21 protein-coding genes are annotated in these 22694 nt (G+C 62.6%); 15 read left to right on the forward strand and 6 right to left on the reverse strand.

Annotated features, from left to right (window positions below; all coding sequences use genetic code 11):
- Positions 1-158: 158 nt before the first annotated feature.
- Together J8I29_RS07795 and J8I29_RS07800 are read right to left on the reverse strand one after the other, a co-directional pair.
- A complete protein-coding gene (locus J8I29_RS07795; protein WP_105862553.1) occupies positions 159-1403 on the reverse strand; it encodes a L,D-transpeptidase family protein in 1245 nt (414 codons plus the stop codon).
- A gap of 293 nt (positions 1404-1696) precedes the next feature.
- The gene (locus J8I29_RS07800; RefSeq protein WP_209431207.1) at positions 1697-2104 is read right to left on the reverse strand and encodes a DUF6163 family protein; all 408 of its coding nucleotides are present in this window, start codon (positions 2102-2104) and stop codon (positions 1697-1699) included.
- A 247-nt stretch (positions 2105-2351) separates the two neighbouring features.
- Here J8I29_RS07800 and hemB point away from each other — a divergent pair, with 247 nt between their 5' ends.
- Positions 2352-3389: a porphobilinogen synthase gene (gene hemB, locus J8I29_RS07805; RefSeq protein ID WP_209431208.1), complete on the forward strand. Its 1038-nt coding sequence runs from the start codon at positions 2352-2354 to the stop codon at positions 3387-3389.
- Between the two features lie 19 nt (positions 3390-3408).
- Here hemB and J8I29_RS07810 read toward each other — a convergent pair whose 3' ends face one another.
- Positions 3409-3690: a SelT/SelW/SelH family protein gene (locus tag J8I29_RS07810; protein WP_068298899.1), complete on the reverse strand. Its 282-nt coding sequence runs from the start codon at positions 3688-3690 to the stop codon at positions 3409-3411.
- Between the two features lie 196 nt (positions 3691-3886).
- On the opposite strand from J8I29_RS07810, the gene J8I29_RS07815 reads away from it, so the two are divergent.
- From J8I29_RS07815 to J8I29_RS07825, 3 genes are all read left to right on the forward strand, one after another.
- Entirely contained in the window at positions 3887-5224 is a 1338-nt protein-coding gene (locus tag J8I29_RS07815; RefSeq protein ID WP_209431209.1) for a branched-chain amino acid ABC transporter permease, read from the forward strand.
- A 114-nt stretch (positions 5225-5338) separates the two neighbouring features.
- Complete coding sequence (locus J8I29_RS07820; protein ID WP_105862028.1) at positions 5339-6088, forward strand: arginyltransferase; 750 nt, start codon at positions 5339-5341, stop codon at positions 6086-6088.
- Positions 6089-6281: 193 nt separating this feature from the next.
- Positions 6282-6623 carry a hypothetical protein gene (locus tag J8I29_RS07825; RefSeq protein WP_245196766.1) on the forward strand — a complete coding sequence of 114 codons (342 nt, stop codon included), beginning with the start codon at positions 6282-6284 and terminating at the stop codon, positions 6621-6623.
- A gap of 269 nt (positions 6624-6892) precedes the next feature.
- Here the strand turns inward: J8I29_RS07825 and J8I29_RS07830 are convergent, their stop codons facing one another.
- Entirely contained in the window at positions 6893-7819 is a 927-nt protein-coding gene (locus J8I29_RS07830; RefSeq protein WP_209431210.1) for a PfkB family carbohydrate kinase, read from the reverse strand.
- Between the two features lie 478 nt (positions 7820-8297).
- Between J8I29_RS07830 and J8I29_RS07835 the strand changes: the two genes are divergently transcribed.
- The 3 genes from J8I29_RS07835 to J8I29_RS07845 all read left to right on the forward strand — a co-directional run bounded on the left by J8I29_RS07835 (position 8298) and on the right by J8I29_RS07845 (position 9959).
- Positions 8298-8483: a hypothetical protein gene (locus J8I29_RS07835; RefSeq protein ID WP_146126883.1), complete on the forward strand. Its 186-nt coding sequence runs from the start codon at positions 8298-8300 to the stop codon at positions 8481-8483.
- Between the two features lie 95 nt (positions 8484-8578).
- Positions 8579-9217: a GNAT family N-acetyltransferase gene (locus J8I29_RS07840; protein ID WP_209431211.1), complete on the forward strand. Its 639-nt coding sequence runs from the start codon at positions 8579-8581 to the stop codon at positions 9215-9217.
- 289 nt (positions 9218-9506) lie between these two features.
- Positions 9507-9959, forward strand: coding sequence for a hypothetical protein (locus J8I29_RS07845; protein ID WP_105862555.1), 453 nt, complete (start codon positions 9507-9509; stop codon positions 9957-9959).
- 70 nt (positions 9960-10029) lie between these two features.
- Here the strand turns inward: J8I29_RS07845 and J8I29_RS07850 are convergent, their stop codons facing one another.
- A complete protein-coding gene (locus tag J8I29_RS07850) occupies positions 10030-11172 on the reverse strand; it encodes a Gfo/Idh/MocA family oxidoreductase (protein ID WP_209431212.1) in 1143 nt (380 codons plus the stop codon).
- Positions 11173-11345: 173 nt separating this feature from the next.
- Between J8I29_RS07850 and J8I29_RS07855 the strand changes: the two genes are divergently transcribed.
- Together J8I29_RS07855 and J8I29_RS07860 are read left to right on the forward strand one after the other, a co-directional pair.
- On the forward strand, positions 11346-11543 hold the full coding sequence (locus J8I29_RS07855; RefSeq protein WP_105862031.1) for a hypothetical protein: 198 nt from the start codon (positions 11346-11348) through the stop codon (positions 11541-11543).
- 180 nt (positions 11544-11723) lie between these two features.
- Positions 11724-12551, forward strand: a complete 828-nt coding sequence (locus J8I29_RS07860; RefSeq protein WP_181161118.1) for a MurR/RpiR family transcriptional regulator — start codon at positions 11724-11726, stop codon at positions 12549-12551.
- Positions 12552-12688: 137 nt separating this feature from the next.
- Here J8I29_RS07860 and iolG read toward each other — a convergent pair whose 3' ends face one another.
- The gene (iolG, locus tag J8I29_RS07865) at positions 12689-13675 is read right to left on the reverse strand and encodes an inositol 2-dehydrogenase (RefSeq protein WP_209431213.1); all 987 of its coding nucleotides are present in this window, start codon (positions 13673-13675) and stop codon (positions 12689-12691) included.
- A gap of 375 nt (positions 13676-14050) precedes the next feature.
- Here iolG and iolC point away from each other — a divergent pair, with 375 nt between their 5' ends.
- The 6 genes from iolC to J8I29_RS07895 all read left to right on the forward strand — a co-directional run bounded on the left by iolC (position 14051) and on the right by J8I29_RS07895 (position 22392).
- Positions 14051-15970: a 5-dehydro-2-deoxygluconokinase gene (gene iolC, locus J8I29_RS07870; protein ID WP_209431214.1), complete on the forward strand. Its 1920-nt coding sequence runs from the start codon at positions 14051-14053 to the stop codon at positions 15968-15970.
- A 166-nt stretch (positions 15971-16136) separates the two neighbouring features.
- A complete protein-coding gene (gene iolD, locus J8I29_RS07875) occupies positions 16137-17963 on the forward strand; it encodes a 3D-(3,5/4)-trihydroxycyclohexane-1,2-dione acylhydrolase (decyclizing) (protein WP_209431303.1) in 1827 nt (608 codons plus the stop codon).
- A 115-nt stretch (positions 17964-18078) separates the two neighbouring features.
- The gene (gene iolE, locus J8I29_RS07880) at positions 18079-18969 is read left to right on the forward strand and encodes a myo-inosose-2 dehydratase (RefSeq protein WP_105862036.1); all 891 of its coding nucleotides are present in this window, start codon (positions 18079-18081) and stop codon (positions 18967-18969) included.
- Between the two features lie 306 nt (positions 18970-19275).
- Entirely contained in the window at positions 19276-20070 is a 795-nt protein-coding gene (gene iolB, locus J8I29_RS07885; RefSeq protein WP_209431215.1) for a 5-deoxy-glucuronate isomerase, read from the forward strand.
- 416 nt (positions 20071-20486) lie between these two features.
- Complete coding sequence (locus J8I29_RS07890; RefSeq protein ID WP_181161119.1) at positions 20487-21230, forward strand: outer membrane protein; 744 nt, start codon at positions 20487-20489, stop codon at positions 21228-21230.
- A 325-nt stretch (positions 21231-21555) separates the two neighbouring features.
- A complete protein-coding gene (locus tag J8I29_RS07895; RefSeq protein WP_209431216.1) occupies positions 21556-22392 on the forward strand; it encodes a methyltransferase, TIGR04325 family in 837 nt (278 codons plus the stop codon).
- Positions 22393-22694 lie beyond the last annotated feature (302 nt).

Genomic DNA, 22694 nt, shown 5'->3' on the forward strand with positions numbered 1-22694 from the left:
AGGCAGACGACATAACGGAGTTGCACCGCAAAGTCATGTCTGCAAGCGACCAAAGTTGCGCCATGACTGGGAAGCAGCCCCGAAACGCAACAGCGCCGCAGACGAGGCTGCGGCGCTGCCGATCTTCTTCAGGTTGAACGAGGGCGCGCTGCCCTGCCTCAGCCCTGCTCTTCCTTGGTGACCACCGAGAGCGAGGCGAAACCGTCCTTGTTGTAGACATCGTCGCGGAATTCGACCAGGCCTTCCGGCGTCGCCCAGGCTGTGACATAGGCCCAGAACACCGGCACCTTGGCGACCGGGTTCACCGTCGTCTGGGCGCCGGAGCGGATCACCTCGTCGATACGGTCGCGGGTATATTCCGTTCCCTGCAGGATCCAGGCGACCAACTCGCGTACATCCTGCACACGGGCGCAGCCGGAGGAATCGAAGCGATAGTCCGAGCCGAACACAGACTTGTAGGGCGTGTCGTGCATGTAGACGCCATACTGGTTGGCGATGTTGATGCGCACCTGACCGAGCGAATTGCCGAAGCCCGGATCCTGCCGGAAGCGCATTTTGGTCGCTTCGTCGGTGTTCCAGTTGATCTGCTCGGGCGTGATCTCCTGGCCCTGCGGCGTGAAGATGCGGATGTGATGGTCGGCCAGATAGCTCGGCTCCTTCTGCATCAGAGGGATCAGGTCCTTCTTGATGATGGAGAGCGGCACAGTCCAGTAAGGATTGAAATTGACGTTCTGCACCACGGTCGACAGGATCGGCGAGGGCCGGTCCGGCTTGCCGATCACGGTGGAGTGGCGCTGCTCGACCACGCCGTTGTTCACCGCTTCCAGCTCGGTCGCCGGAATGTTCATCATGATGTAGCGGTTGCCCAGATTGCCCATCGAGCGCAGGCGCACGATGTTCATCTGCAGCTGCTTGATGCGCACGTCGATCGGGATGGCGAGAGCGGCACGCGAGGTGTCGCCGACGACACCGCTCGCCAGGATGCCATGACGCGACTGGAAGCGCTTTACGGCGCCGTCGAGATAGGAATCGAAGACGGGCGAGCCGCCCAGGGAGGGCGCCAGATCGCCGGAGGCGATCAGGCGCTGCCGCAGCGAGACGACGTCGGGGCTGCGCGAACCGAGCTGCAGGCGGCCCTTGCCGGTCACCTCCGGCCAGCCGCCCTGGGCGGCGATTTCGCTATATTTCTGCAGGGCGTTCTGCGTGGCCTGCAAGGTATAGGCCGAGAAAGTGGGCGAGGAACTGCTGGCCTGCCCGATGGGGCTGGCTACTGAATCGTAGCGTTCCTTCATCTCCATCTGACCCAGGCCGTAGTCCTGTGCCAATGCCGGCCGCGCCAGCGCGGTGGCGGCGGCCCCCAAGGCCAAAGTGGAGAGAAAACCACGACGAGAATAGTCAGACATCTTGTTCCAATCCTGCAGCAAAGCCCGCTTGCGACACGCACCTACCGTACCGGTAATTCCCTGCGGTCATGAATTAACCGAGCCCTATACACGGGATAGGTAAACGAACCGAGACCAAAAATTGGAACCCGTCATCGGCCCTTCACTATCCCGCTATACGAAACTTGCGTGGATCCCTATCGCCAGAAAGCGGCAAAACCGGGACAAATGTGGCAAGTGGCGTCACGATCACCGCGATGTGAGCGCGAACCCCGACGCGCGTGACATAGTTGCAACAGCCCGCTGATCGCCTCTCACGGATGGCGCCGCTCGCGGGAAGCCAAAAAAGCAAGACCGACATAGAGCACGATCAGGACGCCGATCGTCGCCATCATTGCATATTGGCGGCCGAAGATCTCCGGACGGAACAGCGAGATGACAAAATAGCTGCCGGACGCGATCAGCCAGATCACCCCGCCCCAGGTCGCCGCCATCCACAGGCCGACGGCCGCGACCAGATCGAACACAGCGAACACGATCACGGCACTCTGGGTGAGGACGGGCATATCGAGGAAACGGTCCGGATCGGCCTGCCCGATCCCCAGGATCAGGCACCAATGGATGATGCCCTTGGCCATCCACAGCACGGCTACGGCACGCATGAACCACAACAGATAGGCGCCGTAGGGCGGGCCGTCGCGGTCAAACTCGATATCGCTCATCTCGTGCCTCGTTGCTGCCGATCCTTCTAACCGCGCCAGGAGCCAAGGGCAAATCACCCCGCCGCATGGCGGTAATTGAAATTCGGCCAATGAACGGGACCAGCTATATCCTGACGTCTCGCCGGTACTTTCCGGGTCTGGCAATCCGGCCCCTGCATTTGCCGCTACCGGGGTGTGACATGACGGCATGCCTACGCTCCGCCGGATGTGATAGAACCCTTCCAAAGTTCATTTCGAAGAGACTGCCATGCCTTCCTCCGTAACCCCGCTCAAGCCCGCCCTCGTCTCTGCCTCGGACCGCCTCGACCTCATCGAGCGCCCGCGCCGCAACCGCAAGAGCGAGTGGGCCCGCCGGCTGGTGAAGGAGAATGTGCTCACCACCAACGACCTGATCTGGCCGATCTTCGTGCAGGAGGGCGAGAATCTGAGAAGCCCCGTTGCGGCGATGCCGGGCGTCGACCGCGTCAGCGTCGACATCGCCGTCGAGGAGGCACAGCGCGCCGCCGCCCTCGACATTCCGGTGGTGGCGATCTTCCCCTACACCGACCCTTCCCTGCGCGATCCCACCGGGAGCGAGGCTCTGAACGCGCAGAATCTGACCTGCCGGGCCTGCCGCGCCATCAAAGCCAAGGTGCCGGAAATCGGCCTGCTGACCGACGTCGCGCTCGACCCCTACACCTCGCACGGTCATGACGGGCTGCTGGAAGGCGGACGCATTCTCAATGACGAGACCGTGGCGCTGCTAGTGCGACAGGCCCTGGTCCAGGCTGAATCCGGTTCGGACATCATCGCACCCTCCGACATGATGGACGGCCGCGTCGGCGCCATCCGCGCCGCGCTCGATGCCGCCGGTTTCCTGGACGTGCAGATCATGGCCTATTCGGCCAAATATGCCTCGGCCTTCTACGGCCCGTTCCGCGAGGCGGTGGGCTCCTCCGGCGCACTCAAGGGGGACAAGCGCACCTATCAGATGGATTATGCCAATTCGGATGAAGCCCTGCGCGAGGCCGAGCTCGACATCGCCGAAGGTGCCGACATGATCATGGTCAAGCCCGGCCTGCCCTATCTCGACATCGTCGCCCGCCTCAAGCAGAGCTTCGGCCGCCCGACCTTCGCCTATCAGGTCTCCGGCGAATATGCGATGATCATGGCCGCCGCCCAGAATGGCTGGATCGACGGCGAGAAGGCCATGATCGAAAGCCTGACCGCCTTCAAGCGCGCCGGGGCCGACGGCATCCTGACCTATTTCGCGCCGAGGGTTGCCGAATATCTGCGCGGCAAATAGCGGGCCGCGCCGTCCATCCCTACCGGTCGATATGGCCGAGGTCGCGATCGGGATCGAGCCGGTCGCGCACCAGCTGCTTGAGGGCCTTCACATCGGGAAAGCCGCCGTCGCGCTTGCGCTCCCAGATCTCCTGGCCTTCATATTCGATGCGGAAGGCGCCGCCGGTGGCCGGCACCAGCGTGACCTCGCCCAAATCCTCTGAAAAGGTCGAGAGCAGTTCCTGGGCCATCCAGGCGGCCCGGAGCAGCCATTGGCATTGCCGACAATAAACGATGGTCACACTGGGCTTGCCGTCACGCATCACGAGTCTCGAACCAGGAAAGGGAATCGAGGATATCCTCGCCGGCGCCTTAGGAAAAGCACGCGGTTGAGCATGTCCTTGTTCTGACCGGCGAGATTGCTGTCCGAATCGCGGCGAGCCTGTACTCTGACCTGCAGACAGCGCCGATATCAAAATTCGGGTCAACCGGTCTGGCGCGAAGATTCAGGCGGCACCCTTGATCCATCGTGTCATCGCCTTGGTTCTCGTCACCTTGTGCCTGGCTTCCTGTCGCGACAGCCTCGACCCGCAGGAAATCCGCATCTGCCGGCAGACATTGCCCGCCGTGACGCTCGATGCGGAGAGACTTACCGTTACCGCCATTGCTCCAGCCTCCGCACCGTTCAAGATGCGCATCGACTACCGGGCGCTGTACCAGGGGCGCAGCAGCAATCACAGCGTATTCTGCGCCTTCGAACCGAGCTCCCCCGATAACCGGTTTGTCGAGCTGAGCGCCCTGACCGCCGACGGCGGAGCCTTTGCTCCCTGGAAACTCCATCTTCTCAAGCGCTATTGGCTCGAGCGCCCCGAAGCCGTCCTTGCCGATCCGGGCCCGGGCGAAACCGTGGCCGACGTCCCGGAGGTTCCCGGCGGCGTCGCCTTCCTGGTGCAGAGCCTCGGCAATGGTGTGCCGACCACGGCGATGACCATGCTGATCGCGGTGGCCTATGCCCTCGTCTTCGGCCTGGTCCAGCGCATCAACCTGGCCTTCGGGGACTTTGCCACGCTCGGCGGGGTGATGAGCGTTTCCATCATGCTGGTGATGCTGGCGCTCGGCTCCCGGTCCCCGGCCGTGGATCTCGTCGTCGTCTTCACCGCCGCCGTGGGCCTGGTGGTCGTGGCCGGTCACATGGTCGAGAAGCTGGTCTTTGCTCCCCTTGCCTTCCGCCGCGGCCAGACCATCCTGATCGCCACGGTAGCCGTGGCTTCGGTCATGCGCGAAGCGATGCGCGTCGCCCAAGGGCCCAACGATCGCTGGGCGCCGCCGATCACCAGCCCCTATCTGCCCGTGGTGCGATCGGGCAATTTCGTCGTGCACATCACCGTCATGCAGATGTCGATCGGTGCGGGGGCCGCCCTCGTCGCCCTCGCCGTCGTCCTGCTGATGCGCCGGAGCGAGTTTGGCCGGCGCTGGCGCGCGATATCGGATGATGCCCTGATGGCCAATCTCGTCGGAATATCGAGCCGCGGCATGCTGGCCCTGACCTTCGGCCTCGCCTCCGCGCTGGCCGGTTTCGCCGGCTTCATCATGACGGTCTATTATGGTGGGGGTGACGCCTATGGCGGAGCCATGATCGGCCTCAAAGGCCTGGTCGCAGCCGTCATCGGCGGCATCGGTTCGATCGAAGGGGCCTTGCTCGGCGGACTGGTGCTCGGCCTGTTCGAGGTCATCTGGCAGGCCTATTTTCCGATCGAACATCGCGACGTGGCCGTAATGACCTTTCTCGTCCTCATGCTGATCTTCCGTCCGGGCGGACTGTTCGGCTTCGCCGATGCCACCCCCCGGCAGGTCTGAGGAGTGGCTTCAAAAACGGCGCCGGGCGCGATAATTTGATGTCGCCCGGCAGCGGGACTCTGGCGGGACGCGGCGCCCGGTGGTAGCTTTCGCCTTCATGCATGGAGAATGGCGTTGAGCATTGAAATACGCGACTCACCGCAATTCTATCTGACCGCGCCGTCGCCCTGTCCCTATCTGAAGGGCAAGCAGGAACGCAAAGTGTTCACCCACCTGATCGGTGAACGGGCTGCGCGCCTCAACGACGTGCTCAGCCATGGTGGTTTCCGCCGTTCGCAAACCATCGCCTACCGGCCGGCCTGCGAGAATTGCAAGGCTTGCGTTTCGGTGCGCGTGCCGGTTGCCGATTTCATCAGGACGAAGTCCTTCCGCCGCGTGCTGGCCGACAATCGCGACGTGGTTTCGCAAATGCGCGGCGCCGCGCCGACCTCGGAACAATATTCCACCTTCCGGGCCTATCTCGACCAGCGCCATGCCGATGGCGGCATGGCCGACATGACGGTGCTCGACTATGCGATGATGGTCGAGGACACCCATGTGAACACGCAATTGGTCGAGTACCGCCTATCCGGCGCCGGCTTGCCGTTGAACCGGCAAGGCGAGGGTCCGCTGATCGGAGTTTCGCTCACCGACGTGCTGGCCGACGGCCTGTCCATGGTCTACTCGTTCTATGAGCCCGCCATGGCGGGACGCAGCGTCGGCACTTTCATGATCCTGGACCATATTGCCCGTACGCAGGCGATGGGGCTGCCCTATCTCTATCTGGGCTACTGGGTCGAGGGATCGCGCAAGATGGCCTATAAGGGGCGCTTCCTGCCGCAGGAGCGGCTTGGTCCCAATGGCTGGGATCGCGTCGAGAAATAGGCGCCCGGCTCATCGCCTGTCATCTTTTCTGAAAAACGTTCAGGCCCCTCCGGCACGGCCCCTCGCCCCTTCATCCATGTTTCTGAACGCCAGATGACCAGAGCGTTCGCGCCTCGTTCAGGCAGCTGATGGCATCGTGTCCTCATTGCTCCTCGAGTTCCCATGAGCTCGAGACCCCTCAATGAGGTAACCGATGAATATTCTCGGCAAGACCGTGATTGCGGCCTCCTTCGCGCTGACGGGCCTTGTGGCCAGTGTCGGCACGTCGTCGGCCATGAACGTCGCCCCCGTGGCACCGGGCGCCTCGCCGCTGGTTCAGGATGTCCGTTGGGGCTGCGGCCCCGGCTGGCAACCCAATCGCTGGGGCCGCTGCGTCCCGATCCGCCGTCCCTACTATGGCTATGGCGGCGGGTATGGGTATGGCCGCGGCTGGGGTCCTCCTCATCCCCGCTGGGGCTGGCGCGATGGCTACCGTCCCCGCTATGGCGGCTGGGATCGCCCCTACTACCGTGAGCGCCGCTGGGACAATTATTGAGCCCATCAAACGAGTTCCGGGGGGCGGTAGCGTATAACCGCCCCCTCCTCCTACCCGGCCGAGCCACCGGTGTCTTGCGTAATTGGCTCACATTCGGAAACGGTGCCCCAGGCAAGCGCCCTTATCGCGTAGGCAAGACGCTTTACGGGTGCTTTCGCGGACACTCGGCCAAACGCGGCTTGTAAGGCTGCAATGCCGCGCCAGACCGGTGTCCGTGCCTGACGGCACCGTTTTGATTCCAAGCTCCGCTGGTGCTCCCGCGCTTTGCTTCAAGAGACCGCGAGCGGATCCAGCCGGGCCGCCGCTTCCACGACGGCTTGCCTTTCGGGCATGCCATCCCAGCCATTGCCGAGTTCGCATTTGAGGCTTGCGGCCGCACTGGCAAAGCGGGCGGCATCGATCACAGGCCGCCCCTCTGCCAGTCCGGCGGCCAGCGCGCCGTGAAACACATCTCCCGCCCCGGTGGTGTCGAGCACGTTGACCGGCAGGGCGGGAACCAGGGTCAGAACGTCGTCAACCCACCATAGCGATCCGCGGGCGCCCAATGTGACACCGAATGTACCGCCGAGGCGTCGGGACAGCGCTTCGCAGCCCTTCGCATCCGGTTGCCCCCCGTCACTGGCGAGCGCAAAACCCTCCTCGGAGAACACCGGCAGGCTCGCCCGTCGCGCCAATTCCAACAGGAGAACCGGATCGGTGACCTCCGCATCGAGCACCGAAGGGACTCCCGCCGCAGCCGCCGCATCCAGCGCCGCAAGAGAAGCCTCGTGCCAATTGATGTCGGCAAGCACCGCGCCGGCCCTGGCGATGTCCTGCAGCGGCAGGTGGGCCGCCGAGGCTGGCAGGTCGGTATGGTCATGGCCGACGATGAACCGTTCACCCTGGCGGTCGACGATCACCACGGCGGTGATCGTATCCATCTCCCCGCTGCATTTGACGCCTTCGATCCCGACTCCGTGATGGCGCAGGCGCTCGCACAGAAAAGCCGCTTCGGCATCATTGCCCAGACGGCTCCACAATTCGGCCGGCTGCAGCAGACGCGCACAGGCAACCGCAGCCGTCGCCGCCGGCCCACCCCCACGCTTGAAATGATGGCGTGCTGTAACCTTGACCGCTTGCCGTGGCATTTCGTCGATTTCCAGCACCTGGTCCACCGTGGTGGCGCCGACACAGATGACGGGTCGTCCGGTTTTCATAGGCTCTTGCATGATCGCCCTGCCTTCGCCGCCGGAGCGTGCCGCCAGCTGCTCTTTTCGGGATGTTTCCTCACGGCGATATTAAGGACAGTTTGTCAGACAAAACAATGTGACAATCCACCCTCCAGCGTGGCCGAGACGGCGCGAAGCGGCATTGAAACGGCTTGGCAAGCCTGACCAAACGTAAGCTTCCCTATCGATATAACACCCGCGTCACGCTCGTGCTGGTGTTGTCGAGCCAACATTCGGGAAGATCGAGGAAGCGCGCATGTTGCACCTATGGACAAGAGCGCTCGCCTCGTACTGCCGTAATAAATTACCAGTGGACTTGGTCGCTCACGCTCATCGAGGCACGATGAAAAGCCCGGTCCGCACAAACGCAGCCGCGCCTTGTGATATCAGGCAAGCGGGTGGCTCGAATTGGGCACCCGACCTCCGGATCCGGTCAATCGTCAGGGGGCGGATTCGGAATGTCATCATGGCTGAAACCGATTTCGGCTCGATTCTTTCGGGTCGACATCCGATGGGCCTGCTGGCGCTATTCACAGGCCCGGTACGCCTGACGGCGAATGCGCAAATTGGCAATGAGGCTGACAGGCACCATCGTCACCGACAGAGATTCATCGGCTGTTGCGATGCAAGATTGGACCAGACCGCCCGGTAGCGATGCAAGCGCGTGGCTACCAGGCGGACCTTTCGCGACCGCCCAACCCAGGAGCTAGGACTATCGCCTATCTGACTAACCATCCCCCCTCCGAGTTGTCGAAGGGAACCGAGACGCATTTTGCACCTATCAATACGACCGATCGCACGGATGAGATCGAGGAAAGTTCGCCTATGCCCCTTCTGTCGGCATTCACCGTCGCTCCCACCATCGAGACATCACGCTTGATTTTGCGTGCGCACAAACCCGGCGATCTGGAGAGCCTCACGGCCATGTGGGCAGAGCCCGCGGTGCTTCGTTATGTACGCAAATCCCCTTATCCGCGGGAAGAAGTCTGGACTCGCATGCTGCGCTATGCCGGCCATTGGCTCTGGATGGGGTTCGGCTTCTGGATCGTGTCCGACAAGACCGATGGCCGCTTCCTTGGTGAGGTCGGCATTCATAATTTCGAGCGCGACATGGAGCCGGAATTTTCAGGTACGCCCGAACTCGGCTACTCCCTGATCGGGGCGGCCCACGGCAAGGGCTATGCCACCGAGGCGGCCAAGGCGGTTCTGAGCTGGTTCGACAGTCATATCGATCTGCCGTACACCAACTGCATGACGAGCCCCGACAATATCCACTCCCAGCGGGTCGCGCTCAAATGCGGCTATGAATATCTGCGCCAATCCATTCATCTGGGCTCCCCGGTTGCGATCTTTCGCAGGCGCAGAGTCGTCGCCTCGTCGCCATGATCCGATGTGAAGGCACGGCTCGATTGGCTCGATGACGTTAGGGACGGTAAAACCTTGACTGAAATTCGGGCAAAAAAGCTTGCCGGCGGGAAGCGTCGGCAAGCTTTTGCCAGAATGGAAACTGATCCGAGCTGATGAAAGTTCCTCTTTTTTCTTTGGCAGACTCGGTCTATCACCGGGGTGTGCCGTACCTTCGCCGTATTCATGATCACACAAATAGGCATTCCGGCTGAGGAATATCCAGAGTCGGCGGCGGGCGATATCCGCCGAAAATGAGGGAGTTAGAATGATGCTTCGTTCCGCCATCATTGGTACCGGACTACTGATCGCCAGTGCGGTCGCGCTGGCTGCGCCGGCGCAAGCGCTCACCATGAAGGAGTGCAGCGACAAATATCAGGCGGCCAAGACCGCGAATACGCTCAACGGCGCCACCTGGAACGATTTCCGCAAGGCACAATGCGGCACGGAAGCGACGCCGGCTGCCACGGCGCCGGCAGCACCTGCCGCTCCGGCTGCGACGACGGCCGCCAAGCCGGCTCCGACCGCCGCTCCTTCGGGCAGCGCCGTGTTCCCGTCGGCCGTCGATCCCAAATATGCCAAGGAGTCGGCCGGCAAGCAGCGCATGCACACCTGCCTCGACCAGTACAATGCCAACAAGGCCAACAACGGCAATGGCGGCCTGAAATGGATTCAGAAGGGCGGCGGCTATTACAGCGAATGCAACAAGAAGCTGAAGGGCTAGTTCTCTTCTTCATGTTCATACGGCCGCGGACCTTCTCCGCGGCCGTTTTCTTTGCATCAATGCGAGGCGGTCAAGCCCTCACAGCCACCCAACGGCCTTTTGTGAAACTGTCCGCAATGGCGTGGACGGTGCGTTCGATGGCAAGGCCATCGTCGAAATCGAACACTGAAGCCTTCTCACCCTGGATGCGGGCGATCAGTTCGCGGCATTCGATTACCTTCAGGTCGTTGAAGCCAAGCCCGTGGCCAGGCGCCGGAATGAAGCGATCATAGGGCTTGTGCACGGGCGCGCTGAGAATGGTCCGGAATCCCTGGGTTTCCTCGGCACCTTCGCGGCGGAAGAGCTGCACCTCGTTGAAGCGCTCCTGGTCGAACACGATGGCACCGGCGTCGCCGAAGATCTGCAACTGGATGCGCCCCTTCCGTCCCCAGGCGGCGCGATTGACGGTAAGCACCCCTGAAGCGCCGCTCTCCAGGCGCAACAGCGCCGTGGCGATGTCGTAATTCTCGATCGCACGCCTGCCGCCATCGGGGTGGGGGCGGTCCGCATAAGGCTTCGCCATCTCCCCGAACACTTCGGCAACCCCGCCGAGAACGAAACGCAGCAGGCTGAGAGGATGCACGGCAAAGTCGTCGAGAGCACCATAGCCCGCGCTCGCTTCATTGCGCATGGCAAAGGGCGTCTCACGGTCCGCCATGAAATCTTCGTCCATCTCCAAGCGGACATGATTGACGATGCCGATCGCGCCTTCGCCGATCAGCTTGCGGATCAGGCGCATGGCAGGGTTCTGGATGTAGTTATAGCCGAGCACGGCCACCTTGCCGCTGCCGCGCCAGGCGGCATGCATCGCTTGCGCATCGGCAAATGCGGTCGCCATCGGCTTTTCGCACCAGACATGCTTGCCTGCTTCCAGCGCCGCGATCGCCATTTCGGCGTGGAAGCGGTTGGGCGTGGTAATCGAGATCACGTCGATCTCAGGGTCAGCCAGGAGCTCGCGCCAGTCGCCGGTCGATGTCGCAAAGCCGAGTTCCGTCGCCTTGGTGCGGGCCAGCTCGGCGGAAGCCTCGGCCAGCGCGAGCAAACGGGGCCGGGCAACATCCCCGAACGTCGAGGCGACCGCATTCCACGCCAATGCATGACATTTGCCCATGTAGCCCGTGCCGATCAGGCCGACTCCGAGCCCCCCGCCGTCCGATTTGGCCGATGTGTTCATCATCGCTCTCCCTTCATTTTCGTTCGCCATGCCGCCATGGTATGGCCGTCATTCCATTTCATTGTGCGACGCAGCACAGATTTGCTGTATGCTGCAGCGCATCAAAATCGGCGTAGATCGATTCGACTCATCCGTGAGCGCCCGTGCGGCCTCCCGGAGAAAGAAAGGTATCCATGCTGGCTCCGCGGTTCGCCGTCGCAGCCAAGGGGACAACTGCCATGCTGTTTACTGGCATCATCGCGGCTTTGATTGCCCGCATCATCGACGACCCGGCCCGGCGCCTGCCGCCGCCCTCCTCCGAGGCTACCCGCGACCGGGACGAGGAGAAGCCGACAACCGACGGTGTTGATCCGCTCACGCGCCGGTGCTGAGCCGATCCACATCCCCGATTGCCAAACGGGTTTCGCTGCCTTTCCAGTTGCACTAACCTTCCGCGGGGCGAGCCTTTGCGGCACGATCCGGCATCGCGGCCGCGTGACAGGACCGGCGGTGGTGTCAATGATAGGGAGGGCAGCGATCACACTGCCCCGCTTCTGGAACGGGACATGATCATGGCTGAGGATGAGACGCGCGATTTTGCCGATTTTTCCGCGCGCCTCGCCGATCGGATGGACCAATTGCCCAAACGCCTGCGGCAGGTGGCTCATTTCGCCAACGACCATCCCGACGAGATTGCGCTCGGCACCGCTGCCGCGGTGGCCGAAAATGCCGGCGTGCAGGCCTCCACCCTGGTTCGCTTCGCCAAGACCCTCGGTTATTCCGGCTTTTCCGACCTGCAGCAGGTCTTTCTCGCCCGCCTGAAGCAACGCTTTCCCGACTACCGCCAGAGAGTGGCGCTGCTGCGGACGGAGCCGAACGAGGGCTCGCTGTCGGCGCCGTTGCTCAACGGCTTTGCCGACGCAGCCACGCTTTCGATCGAGCGGCTGCGCGCATCCGCCGATCCCGGAAAGATCGACGAGGCGATCGAATTGCTCGCTGGTGCCGACATCATCCATCTGGTCGCGGCCCGACGGCTTTTCTCGGTCGCCGCCTACCTCGCCTACGCCTTCGGCAATCTCGGCCAGCGCTGTGCGCTGGTCGATCATGTCGGCCAACTCGGCAAGGAACAGATTTCGCTGGCGGGGCCCAGGGATGTGGTGCTGGCGATCTCCTACACCCCCTACTCGCCCGACACCATCGAACTGGCGACGATCGCGCATCAGCGCGGCAATGCCATCCTGGCCATTACCGACAGCCCGGCGAGCCCTCTCGCCCGCCTCGCCCGCATTCGCCTGGACGTGGAAGAGGCCGATCATGGTGCCTTCCGTTCGCTGGCGGCGACATTCGCCCTGGCCATGACACTTGCCGTCGGTACGGCCGAACACAAGGGACGCGACTGAGGCGCAGACCTAGGGGAGTACGGGCTGCGGCCAAACCGTAGAATGTCGATCGCAGACCGACACTCTTGGAAACGTCGTGTTTGGCGATAGGAAGATGTCGATCTGCAGATCGACATTCCGTATCTCCCGCGTCTATCCTACAGCTTGATGGTGTTGCCTGTTTGGGCCGCCTCCGTCGCGGCGTCCGCCAGGATCTGCGCCTTCAGGCCGTCCTCGCCCGAGGGATTGGGCGCCTTGCCTGCCAGGATGGCGTCGAGAAAGGCGGTCATCTCCAGGCGATAGGCCTCGGCATAGCGCTCCAGGAAGAAGTCCTGCACGGGATCTGCCAGGAAACCGGCACCCGTCGCCACCTCCACCGTGGTCTTCGGCACATTGTGGGCACGAATCAGCCCTTTGGAGCCGTGCACCTCGATGCGCTGGTCGTAGCCATAGGTGGCACGGCGCGAGTTGGAAATCTGGGCGATCTTGCCGGACGCCGTCTTCAGCAGGACTGCGGCGGTATCGACGTCTCCGGCCTTGCCGATCGCCGGATCGACGAGTGCGGAGGCGACGGCATGCACCTCGACCGGCTCCTCGGCCAGCAGGAAACGGGCCAGATCGAGATCATGGATCATCATGTCGCGGAAGAGACCACCCGAGCTCTCGATATAGGAAACAGGCGGCGGCGCGGGGTCACGCGAAATGATGGTGACCAGTTCCACCTCTCCCACCGATCCGTCCAGAATGCGCTGCTTGAGCGTGGCGAAATTGGGATCGAAGCGGCGATTGAAACCGATCATCAGCGGCTTGCCGGCCTTGCCGACCTCGGCGAGGCAGCGGCGGATCCTGTCGGATGATAGATCGACCGGTTTCTCACAGAACACCGCCTTGCCCGCCTGCACCGCCCGTTCGATCAGGTCGGCATGAGTGGTCGTCGGGGTGCAGATCAGCACGGCGTCGACGTCGGAGGCTGCGACGGCCTCATCGATGGTGCTGACGCGCGCACCGGTCTCGGCTGCAAGCGCCTCGGCGGAGGGTTGGTGCGGATCGGAAACCGAGATCAACCTGGCTTGCGGATGCGACGCAGCGTTGCGGCCATGGATCTTGCCGATGCGGCCGGCGCCGAGAACTGCGAGACGAACCATTTCTCTCCCCAATCTTTCTTCGATTTGACCCGAGTCCGGGCCTCTTTGCTGTAAGACATTGAGCGGCAATCGCGCCACGCCGTAGAATCGCAATCTTGGCGCAGAAGCGACGGCAACGCTTGCTTCGCTTCAAAATATGGCATTTTTATTCTATATTGACAACACAATAGAATATATGTTTCATTTTTGGAGTGCTGGCCGAAGGGCGCGGCAGCCGCCGCGAGGCCCGCGGAAAACGGCGACAAAAACAAGGCGGCGGCTTCGCATGTCGTCGCCAAGAGGAAGCGTTATGCGCCGGCCATTCCTGTCCAACGAAGCTGCAGCAGTGTGGCCAGGATCGAGGAAAAGGCCGGTACGCCTGTCTGGAGGTCAAGGATGAGCACGCCCGCACTCGATGTCATCACGATCGGCCGCGCTTCGGTGGATCTTTATGGCCAGCAGGTCGGCGGCAGGCTGGAGGACATGTCCTCCTTCACCAAGGCCGTGGGTGGCTGCCCCGCCAATATCGCGATCGGCACTGCCCGCCTCGGCCTGAAATCGGGCCTGATCACTCGGGTCGGCGACGAAGCCATGGGCCGGTTCATCCGCGAACAGATGCAGCGCGAGGGTGTCGCCACCGACGGCATCCACACCGATCCCGCCCGCCTCACCGCCCTGGTCATTCTCGGAGTGCGCGACGAGAAGCAATTCCCGCTCATCTTCTATCGCGACAATTGCGCCGACATGGCCCTCGACGAAAGCGACATAGACGAGGCCCTAATCGCCTCGGCGGCTGCCATCGTCGTCACCGGTACGCATTTTTCCAAGCCCAACACCGATGCGGCCCAACGCAAGGCGATGCGCCTGGCCAAGAAGCACGGCCGCAAGGTGGTTTTCGACGTCGACTACCGGCCCAATCTCTGGGGCCTCGCCGGGCACGGGGCGGGCGAGGAGCGCTACATCAAGGCCGACCACGTTACCGCGCATCTGCAGACCATCCTGCCCGATTGCGACCTGATCGTCGGCACGGAGGAGGAACTCGCCATCGCCGGGGGTTCTGAAGATACGCTCGAGACGCTGCGGCGCATCCGGGCCGTCTCCGACGCCACCATCGTCTGCAAGCGCGGACCCATGGGCTGCGTCGTCTTTCCCGATGCCATTCCAGCCAGCCTCGACGACGGCATTCGCGGGCCGGGCTTCCCGGTCGAGGTCTATAACGTCCTCGGCGCGGGCGACGCCTTCCTGTCGGGTTTTCTGCGTGGCTGGCTGCGCAATGAGCCGCTCGAGACGGCCTGCGCTTACGCCAACGCCAGCGGCGCTTTCGCGGTCTCCCGCCTGCTCTGCTCGCCGGAAATCCCGACCTTTACCGAATTGAGCTATTTCCTCGAACATGGCAGCAAGGAACGCGCCCTGCGCAAGGACGTGGCCATCAACCACATCCATTGGGCGACCACCCGCCGCCCCGCCGCCGAGGGGCTGATGGCGCTCGCCGTCGACCACCGCGCCCAGATGGAAGCGATGGCGGATGAAATCGGCGTCCCCCGGGAGCGCATCTCCGCCTTCAAGGCCCTGGCGGTCAAGGCGGCCGCCAGGATCGCAGCCGGGCGCCCTGGCTTCGGCATGCTGATCGACGGCATCTATGGCCGCGAAGCCCTGTTCCGTGCGGCCGATCATCCCTTCTGGATCGGTCGGCCGGTCGAGCTTCCTGGTTCCCGCCCCCTCGAATTCGAGGGTGGTCCCGATGTCGGCACCAGTCTAATCGAATGGCCGGTCGGACACACGATCAAATGCCTGTGCTTCTATCACCCGAGCGACCCTCCTGCCCTCAGGGAGCAGCAGGAGCGCCAATTGCTGCGCCTGCACGCGGCCGCACGCACGGTTGGGCGCGAATTGCTGATCGAGATCATCGCCGGCAAGCATGGCCCGCTCGAAGACGACACGGTGTCGAGCGTGGTGCAGCGCCTCTACGATCTCGGCATCAAGCCCGACTGGTGGAAGCTGGAACCGTTGAAGACCGCAGCGGCCTGGCGCGCCGTCGCCGAGGTGATCGAGCGCAACGATCCGCTCTGCCGTGGCATCGTGCTGCTCGGCCTCGAGGCGCCGGAGGAAGATCTCGAAGCCGCCTTCGCCGTGGCGGCAAGTGAGCCGATGGTGAAGGGCTTCGCCGTCGGACGCACCATCTTCAACGAACCGGCCCGGGCCTGGCTGCGCGGAGCTCTGAGCGACGACGATGCCGTCGATGCCATGGCAACGCGCTTTGCCCGGCTGGCTCAGGCTTGGCAGAGCGCCTCGGGACAGGCCGCGGCGGCCCAATAGGTCTCGCGAAGCAGCTTCGCGCAGGCTATGGTCCGGCATTCCAGGCGAGGTCCAAAAAGGGCCTCCGCTTCTCGATAGAAGACATTCGGAGCAGGCAGCTCAACCATTTTGACAGTTGAGTCCAATACGCTCAGGGAGAGATTTCGTGGCTACCATCCGTCTCACAATGGCCCAGGCCCTGGTCCGCTTCCTTACCGCCCAGAAGACGATCGTCGATGGCGAGACGGTGCCGATTTTCGCCGGTGTCTTCGCCATTTTCGGCCATGGCAATGTCGCCGGCATGGGCGAAGCCCTCTACCAGGCACGTGGGACGCTGCCGACCTACCGCGCCCATAACGAACAGTCGATGGCCCATGCCGCCACCGCCTATGCCAAGGCCATGCGCCGCCGCCGCATGATGGCCTGCACCACCTCCATCGGGCCCGGTGCCACCAATCTGGTTACGGCCGCCGCCGTCGCTCATGTCAATCGCCTGCCGCTCCTGTTGCTGCCGGGCGACGTCTTCGCCAATCGCCGGCCTGATCCCGTCCTCCAGCAGTTGGAGGATTTCGGCGACGGTACCGTGACCCCCAACGACGCTTTCCGGCCCGTCTCGCGCTATTTCGACCGCATCACCCGTCCCGAGCAGATCATCCCGGCCCTGGCGCGGGCGATGACCGTGCTGACCGACCCGGCAGATTGCGGACCGGTAACGCTTGCGCTGTGCCAGGACGTGCAGGCCGAGGCCTATGACTACCCCGCCTCCTTCTTCGAGGAGCGGCTCTGGACCAGCCGGCGGCCCCGGCCCGACGAGGACGAACTCGCCGCCGCCGTCGCCGCCCTCAAGGCCGCCCGCAAGCCCGTCATCGTCACCGGCGGCGGCACGCTCTATTCGCAGGCCGAAGATGCCCTCGCTGCCTTCGCCGGCAAGCACGGCATTCCGGTCGGCGAGACCCAGGCCGGCAAGAGCGCCATCGCGGTAGACAATCCTCTCGGCATGGGCGCCATCGGTGTCACCGGTACCGCTGCCGCCAATAACATGGCGGAAGAGGCGGACCTCGTGCTGGCCGTAGGCACGCGCCTCCAGGATTTCACCACCGGTTCCTGGGCCTTGTTCAAGGCCGATACACACCGTATCGTCGGCCTCAACACGCAGCCCTTCGACGCGGCCAAGCACCGCGCCCTGCCGCTGGTCTGCGACGCCAGGGTCGGCCTCGAATTGCTGTCGAGCGCGCTCGGCGACTGGAAAGCGCCGGCGGAATGGACGCAAAAGGCGGTGTCCGGCCGCCAAGACTGGCTGAAGACGGCCGCCCGCTACACAGACGCCAGCAATGCCGAGCTGCCCTCCGACGCCCAGGTGATCGGTGCCGTGCAGCGTGCCGGCAAGCCCAGCGATATCGTGGTCTGCGCGGCCGGCGGCCTGCCGGGCGAGCTCCACAAGCTCTGGCAGGCGGGCGCGCCGGGTGGCTATCATATGGAATATGGCTATTCCTGCATGGGCTACGAGATCGCCGGCGGGCTGGGCGTGAAGATGGCCGAGCCCGACCGCGAGGTGATCGTGATGGTCGGCGACGGCTCCTATCTGATGGCCAATTCGGAGATCGCCACCTCAATCATGGCCGGCGCCAAGCTGACCATCGTGGTGCTCGACAACAGGGGTTATGGCTGCATCAACCGCCTGCAGCGCGCGACGGGCGGGGAGAGCTTCAACAACCTCCTGCGGGACACGCGCCACGACGTGCTGCCTGACATCGATTTCGCGGCGCATGCCGCCAGCCTTGGTGCGCACGCCGTCAAGGTGAAGAGCCTGGCCGAGTTGGAGGCTGCCGTCACCGCCGCACGCGGCCATAGCCGGACCTCCGTGGTGGTGATCGACACCGATCCCCTCGAATCCACCGATGCAGGCGGGGCCTGGTGGGACGTCGCGGTCCCCGAGGTTTCCCAGCGCCGCGAGGTCGAGGCTGCTCATGCCGCCTATGTGCAGAAGAAGACGCTGCAGCGCGTGGGCGACTGAGCCTCGATCGGAGGGGCGGGTCTTCGAACCCGCCTTCTGTTGCCACACTCCCGTTCAGCCAAAATACCGGGTCTGAAGACCCGCCCCCCGGACCCCATATTTCTGGAGTTTTTCCATGCCTATCCGCATCGGCGCCAACCCCATCGGCTGGTCGAATGACGACATGCCGGAGATCGGTGGCGATACACCGCTGGAAACTTGTCTGGCTGAGGCCAAGGAAGTCGGCTTCGAGGGCATGGAACTCGGCAACAAGTTCCCCCGCGAGGCGAATACGCTCAAGGCTGCGCTTGCCCCCTTCGGCCTCGCCTGCGTCGGCGGCTGGCACTCGATCGAATTGCTGACCCGGGACGAACATGCCGAGTTCGCGGCGGCCCGCGCTCATATCGAGTTGCTCAAAGCGATGGGCACCAGTGTCTTCATCGTGGCCGAGACCTCCAACGCCATCCACGGCAACAAGGCCAAGCCGCTGTCGCAGCGTCCCCTCATGGCCTCGGCTGATTGGGCCGAGTATGGCCGCCGCATCACCGCCTATGCCGAGATGATCAAGGCCGAGGGGCTGCAACTCGACTATCACCATCACATGGGCACCATCGTCCAGTCGCAGGCCGACATCGATGCCTTCATGGCGGCGACCGGCCCTGCCGTACATCTCCTGCTCGACACCGGCCATGCCACCTGGGGCGGTTCGGATCCGGCCGATCTTGCCCGCCGCTATCGCAGCCGCATCAGCCATGTCCACACCAAGGACGTGCGGGCCGATGTCAGGGCCCGCGCCGATGCCGAAGATTGGAGCTTCCTCGATAGCGTGCTGGCCGGGGTCTATACGGTTCCCGGGGACGGCATGATCGACTTCGCCAGCGTGTTCCGCGAACTGCAGGGCTATTCCGGGTGGGTCATCGTCGAGGCCGAACAGGACCCCGAGAAGGCCAATCCGCTGACCTATGCCAAGGCCGGCTACGCCCATCTGCGCAAGGTGCTGAGCGAAACGGGATTGAAAGCAGCCTGACCACCTAGAGCAAAGCGCGTTCAAGTATGAACGCTTATTTGCTCTAACTCGTTGTTCTGACGCGTCTTTGCGATTCTAAAGCAAAGTGCGATTTCTCCGAATCGGACTTTGCTCTCTAATTCCTTGTTTTGACGCGTTTTCTTAATCGAAAAGTCTATCAACTTTTCTGGAAAACGCTCTAGGTGACTCCGTCAGATCGCAAAACGCTATAACGCGCATTCGGAGTGTCGATCGCCAGATCGGCATTCTCGAAATTCCCATGCCGGCTTGCGGCGACATCCGCAACTGGGAACAAGAGGAGCCCTCATGTCGAAACTTCTGCTCAAGCCCGGCAACTCCGGCTCCCTTATTCATCAGGTGACGCCGCAATCGGCCGGCTGGACCTATGTCGGTTTCGAAGTGCATGATCTGGCGGCCGGTGAAAGCCTGAACGCGGCGACCGGCGCCAGCGAAGTCTGCCTCGTGCTGGTGGCCGGCAAGGCCTCGGTCAAGGCCGGCAGCCAGGATTTCGGCCTATTGGGCGAACGCAACGATCCTTTCGAAGGCGCGCCCTGGTCGGTCTATGTTCCCGCCGGCTCGAGCTACGAAGTCAGGGCCGAAACGCCGGTCGAACTGGCCGTGTGCGCGGCGCCGGGCACCGGCGCCCTGCCTGCCCGCGTGATCGGTCCGGACAAGGTCGGCCAGGAAACCCGCGGCAAGGGCTCGAACACGCGTTATGTCCGCAACATTCTGCCCGAATGGGAACCAGCCGAGAGCCTGCTGGTGGTGGAGGTGATCACCCCGTCCGGCAATTGGTCGAGCTATCCGCCCCACAAGCACGACCAGGACAACCTGCCTGCCGAGAGCCTGCTGGAGGAAACCTATTATCACCGTTTCAAGCCCGCCCAGGGCTACGGCGTCCAGCGCGTCTATACGGATGATCGATCGCTCGACGAGGTGATCGCTTTCTCCGATCGCGACGTCGTCCTCGTGCCCAAGGGTTATCATCCGGTCGGCGCCGCGCATGGCTATGACCTCTATTATCTCAACGTCATGGCGGGGCCCAAACGCGTGTGGAAATTCCACAACGACCCCGACCATGCCTGGCTCGTCCAGACCTGAGGTTCACCCGACCGATACGGGCCAACAGACCATCCGTTCTTCAAAGGCCTGCGAGCGCAAAGCTCGCGGGCCTTTCGTCATTCGGAAAGGACGTACAAAAAGACATGGATATAATACTTTAGGAGTAAATTCATCGTCCGCCTGGACTCAAAAACCCTCTCCCATCCACAGCAAGACCTACATCTTTGTAGGTCATTTGGAACCAGGAGAAGGTTAATATTTCCAAATAATGAGCTTCATTTAACCTAAAGCTAGGACATGCTCTCCAAATTTTCAATTGCAACAGCGGCGGAATGGCAATTATATACCGCCATCTCCAAGGCATCTATAAAAATGAACCAGATGTGGCTTTCTTGTTACAGACTCAACGTCCGAGAAGCGTCACTATATGAAAAATGTTGTTAGGACATGTAGCCATGAAAATTTCCGCCGCAGCTCTGGCAATCCTGCTTTCCTCAACGGCCGCCTACGCCGCCGATCTCGCTCCGCAGCCCGTCGAGCCAATCGCTCCGGTCGCCGCCCCCTATTCCTGGACCGGCTTCTACGGCGGCGTTCAGGCCGGCTATACTTGGGGTAAGTCGGACTATTCGGACTATTGGATTGCCAGCGGCGAATGGGACTACAGGGGCAAGTTGACCGCCAATGGGTTCACCGCCGGCGTCTATGCGGGCTACAATTATCAGTTCCAGAACAATTTGGTGCTCGGTCTCGAAGGCGACATCAATTATGATTCCTTGAAGGGAAGCGCGAGGGCCCGAGGCAACCTCAACTTCTCTCACGGGGACCCAGACCCGATCACGACCTATAAGCAGCGAGCGGAGCTGAAATGGGATGGCTCGGTCCGTCTGCGGGTCGGCTATGCCATCGATCGCTTCCTGCCCTACATCACGGGCGGCGTTGCCTTTGGGAAATATGATTTCGCGCCCATCTGGAATATCGACGGCCCGCTTCATTATTCCAGCACTCATGTGGGCTGGACCATTGGTGCCGGCCTTGAATATGCCGTTACCGACAACCTGATCGCGCGCGTCGAATATCGTTATGCCGATTACGGCAAGAAGGATTACTTCAACTACTCGACAACGGCAGCCGGAAACTACAACGATCGGATCGACTTGAAGACCCACACCATCCGCGCGGGTATTTCCTACAAATTCTGATCGATCCTCGGAACCCTCACCATCTGGCCATAGCAAGGGCCAGGAAGAATTGACGCGCGCCGGCCACGCCGGCGCGTTTCTCTTTGCGCGCGGATGATCCGGCTACCGCACCACGTTCCGCTGGGCCTGGGCGACATCGGGCTGCCCGTGACCGGCAGCGAACCACGTTCATTGCGCGCAATTAATCTTCATGTCCGCGTTGAAATGAAGCCAATCGGACGTCACTACAGTATGAAGGTGAGCTTCGTTCCTGAAGACGCCGCCCCCGCTGCTCCGCTTCGCCCGCTTAATCCTCCACACCGCCCACGACTTCCCCAGGACTTTCATGAAACAGCTCTTCAAGGCCCTGATGATGCACAGCGCCATTGGCGCTTGGCTGGGGAAACTCCCTTTCGTGAAGAGCCTCTATATCCGCCATGTCTGGGCCGGAAGGATGGATCTTTTCTACGGGCTTTTTGCCAGCTACGCCGAAGCCGAGCGCTTTTCGGCGAGTATCGGAAAGGTCGGCTGGCATGACGATACGCTCGCCGAGCTGCTGGTTCGCGACGCTGACGTGGAAGCTCCCGACCTGTTCCAAACCTCGCAGTATGCCGTCATGCTGTGGCTGTCGAAACTTCTGCAGCCGGGCAGCACTGTCGTCGATTTCGGCGGCGCCGGAGGCATCTTCTATGAACTGTGCGAGCGCTATGGCCTCCTGAAGCCACCGCTGCGCTGGCACGTCGTCGACATGCCCGACATGGTCGAGCGTGGGCGGCAGCGCCATGCAACGCTGGGATCCTCCATGATCAGCTTCGGGTCCAAGCTGGCGGAGGCGCCGGCTCCCGACATCATGCTCATGCTCGGCATGATCCAATATCTGCCGGATCCCTTCGGCGAGCACGGCCCGGGCATTCTCGACACGGTCCCGGCCTTGCCCGATCATATCCTGATCAACAAGATCCCCATCTCCGACGCCCCCGACGCCTGGACAGCCCAGAACCACGTATCGTCCGTCATCCCGTGCCGGCTGTTCAACCGCGCCAAGTTCCTGGCCTATTTCGAGGCGCGCGGCTATCACCTGCAGGATCGTTGGCTGGTGCCCGAACTCCTGGCCGAAATACCGTTCCATCCCGAGCGAACGCTGACCTATTTCGAAGGCTTTTATCTGCGGCGGCAGGCCTGAGCAAACGTCGGGATCCCGCGGATTCCTTCGATCCCCTGGCTCGACTGGGAAGAATCGGCATGTGCCAAGCGACGATGTCGCGGCGCCCGGGAGGCACATCCACCACCTTGCCAGCGGCAAGCCTCACCTTTGTGAGATCATTCCTGCCTCCATCGTCAAAAGTAGTAGGCAGCACGCCTGCAAGTGAGCCCGCCAACCGACCAAATAAGGGTTATCTTACGTTCGGATAGGGTTATCCATACAATTGGGAGTACCTTCAGTATATCCTCACCTATCCACTAAGGCTGCGGCACTTCACATTT

The organism is Labrys sp. LIt4, from assembly GCF_017813775.1.
GTDB lineage: Bacteria > Pseudomonadota > Alphaproteobacteria > Rhizobiales > Labraceae > Labrys > Labrys okinawensis_A.

Coding starts and splice junctions, on each gene's coding strand:
- iolB (WP_209431215.1), top strand. CDS start 19,276: ATGTCGAAACTTCTGCTCAAGCCCGGCAACTCCGGCTCCCTTATTCAT.
- J8I29_RS07895 (WP_209431216.1), top strand. CDS start 21,556: ATGAAACAGCTCTTCAAGGCCCTGATGATGCACAGCGCCATTGGCGCT.
- J8I29_RS07830 (WP_209431210.1), bottom strand. CDS start 7,819: ATGAAAACCGGACGACCCGTCATCTGTGTCGGCGCCACCACGGTGGAC.
- J8I29_RS07810 (WP_068298899.1), bottom strand. CDS start 3,690: ATGCGTGACGGCAAGCCCAGTGTGACCATCGTTTATTGTCGGCAATGC.
- J8I29_RS07855 (WP_105862031.1), top strand. CDS start 11,346: ATGCTGGCTCCGCGGTTCGCCGTCGCAGCCAAGGGGACAACTGCCATG.
- hemB (WP_209431208.1), top strand. CDS start 2,352: ATGCCTTCCTCCGTAACCCCGCTCAAGCCCGCCCTCGTCTCTGCCTCG.
- J8I29_RS07890 (WP_181161119.1), top strand. CDS start 20,487: ATGAAAATTTCCGCCGCAGCTCTGGCAATCCTGCTTTCCTCAACGGCC.
- J8I29_RS07850 (WP_209431212.1), bottom strand. CDS start 11,172: ATGAACACATCGGCCAAATCGGACGGCGGGGGGCTCGGAGTCGGCCTG.
- J8I29_RS07835 (WP_146126883.1), top strand. CDS start 8,298: ATGGCTGAAACCGATTTCGGCTCGATTCTTTCGGGTCGACATCCGATG.
- iolD (WP_209431303.1), top strand. CDS start 16,137: ATGGCCCAGGCCCTGGTCCGCTTCCTTACCGCCCAGAAGACGATCGTC.
- J8I29_RS07825 (WP_245196766.1), top strand. CDS start 6,282: ATGAATATTCTCGGCAAGACCGTGATTGCGGCCTCCTTCGCGCTGACG.
- J8I29_RS07860 (WP_181161118.1), top strand. CDS start 11,724: ATGGCTGAGGATGAGACGCGCGATTTTGCCGATTTTTCCGCGCGCCTC.
- iolE (WP_105862036.1), top strand. CDS start 18,079: ATGCCTATCCGCATCGGCGCCAACCCCATCGGCTGGTCGAATGACGAC.
- iolG (WP_209431213.1), bottom strand. CDS start 13,675: ATGGTTCGTCTCGCAGTTCTCGGCGCCGGCCGCATCGGCAAGATCCAT.
- J8I29_RS07845 (WP_105862555.1), top strand. CDS start 9,507: ATGCTTCGTTCCGCCATCATTGGTACCGGACTACTGATCGCCAGTGCG.
- J8I29_RS07795 (WP_105862553.1), bottom strand. CDS start 1,403: ATGTCTGACTATTCTCGTCGTGGTTTTCTCTCCACTTTGGCCTTGGGG.
- iolC (WP_209431214.1), top strand. CDS start 14,051: ATGAGCACGCCCGCACTCGATGTCATCACGATCGGCCGCGCTTCGGTG.
- J8I29_RS07800 (WP_209431207.1), bottom strand. CDS start 2,104: ATGAGCGATATCGAGTTTGACCGCGACGGCCCGCCCTACGGCGCCTAT.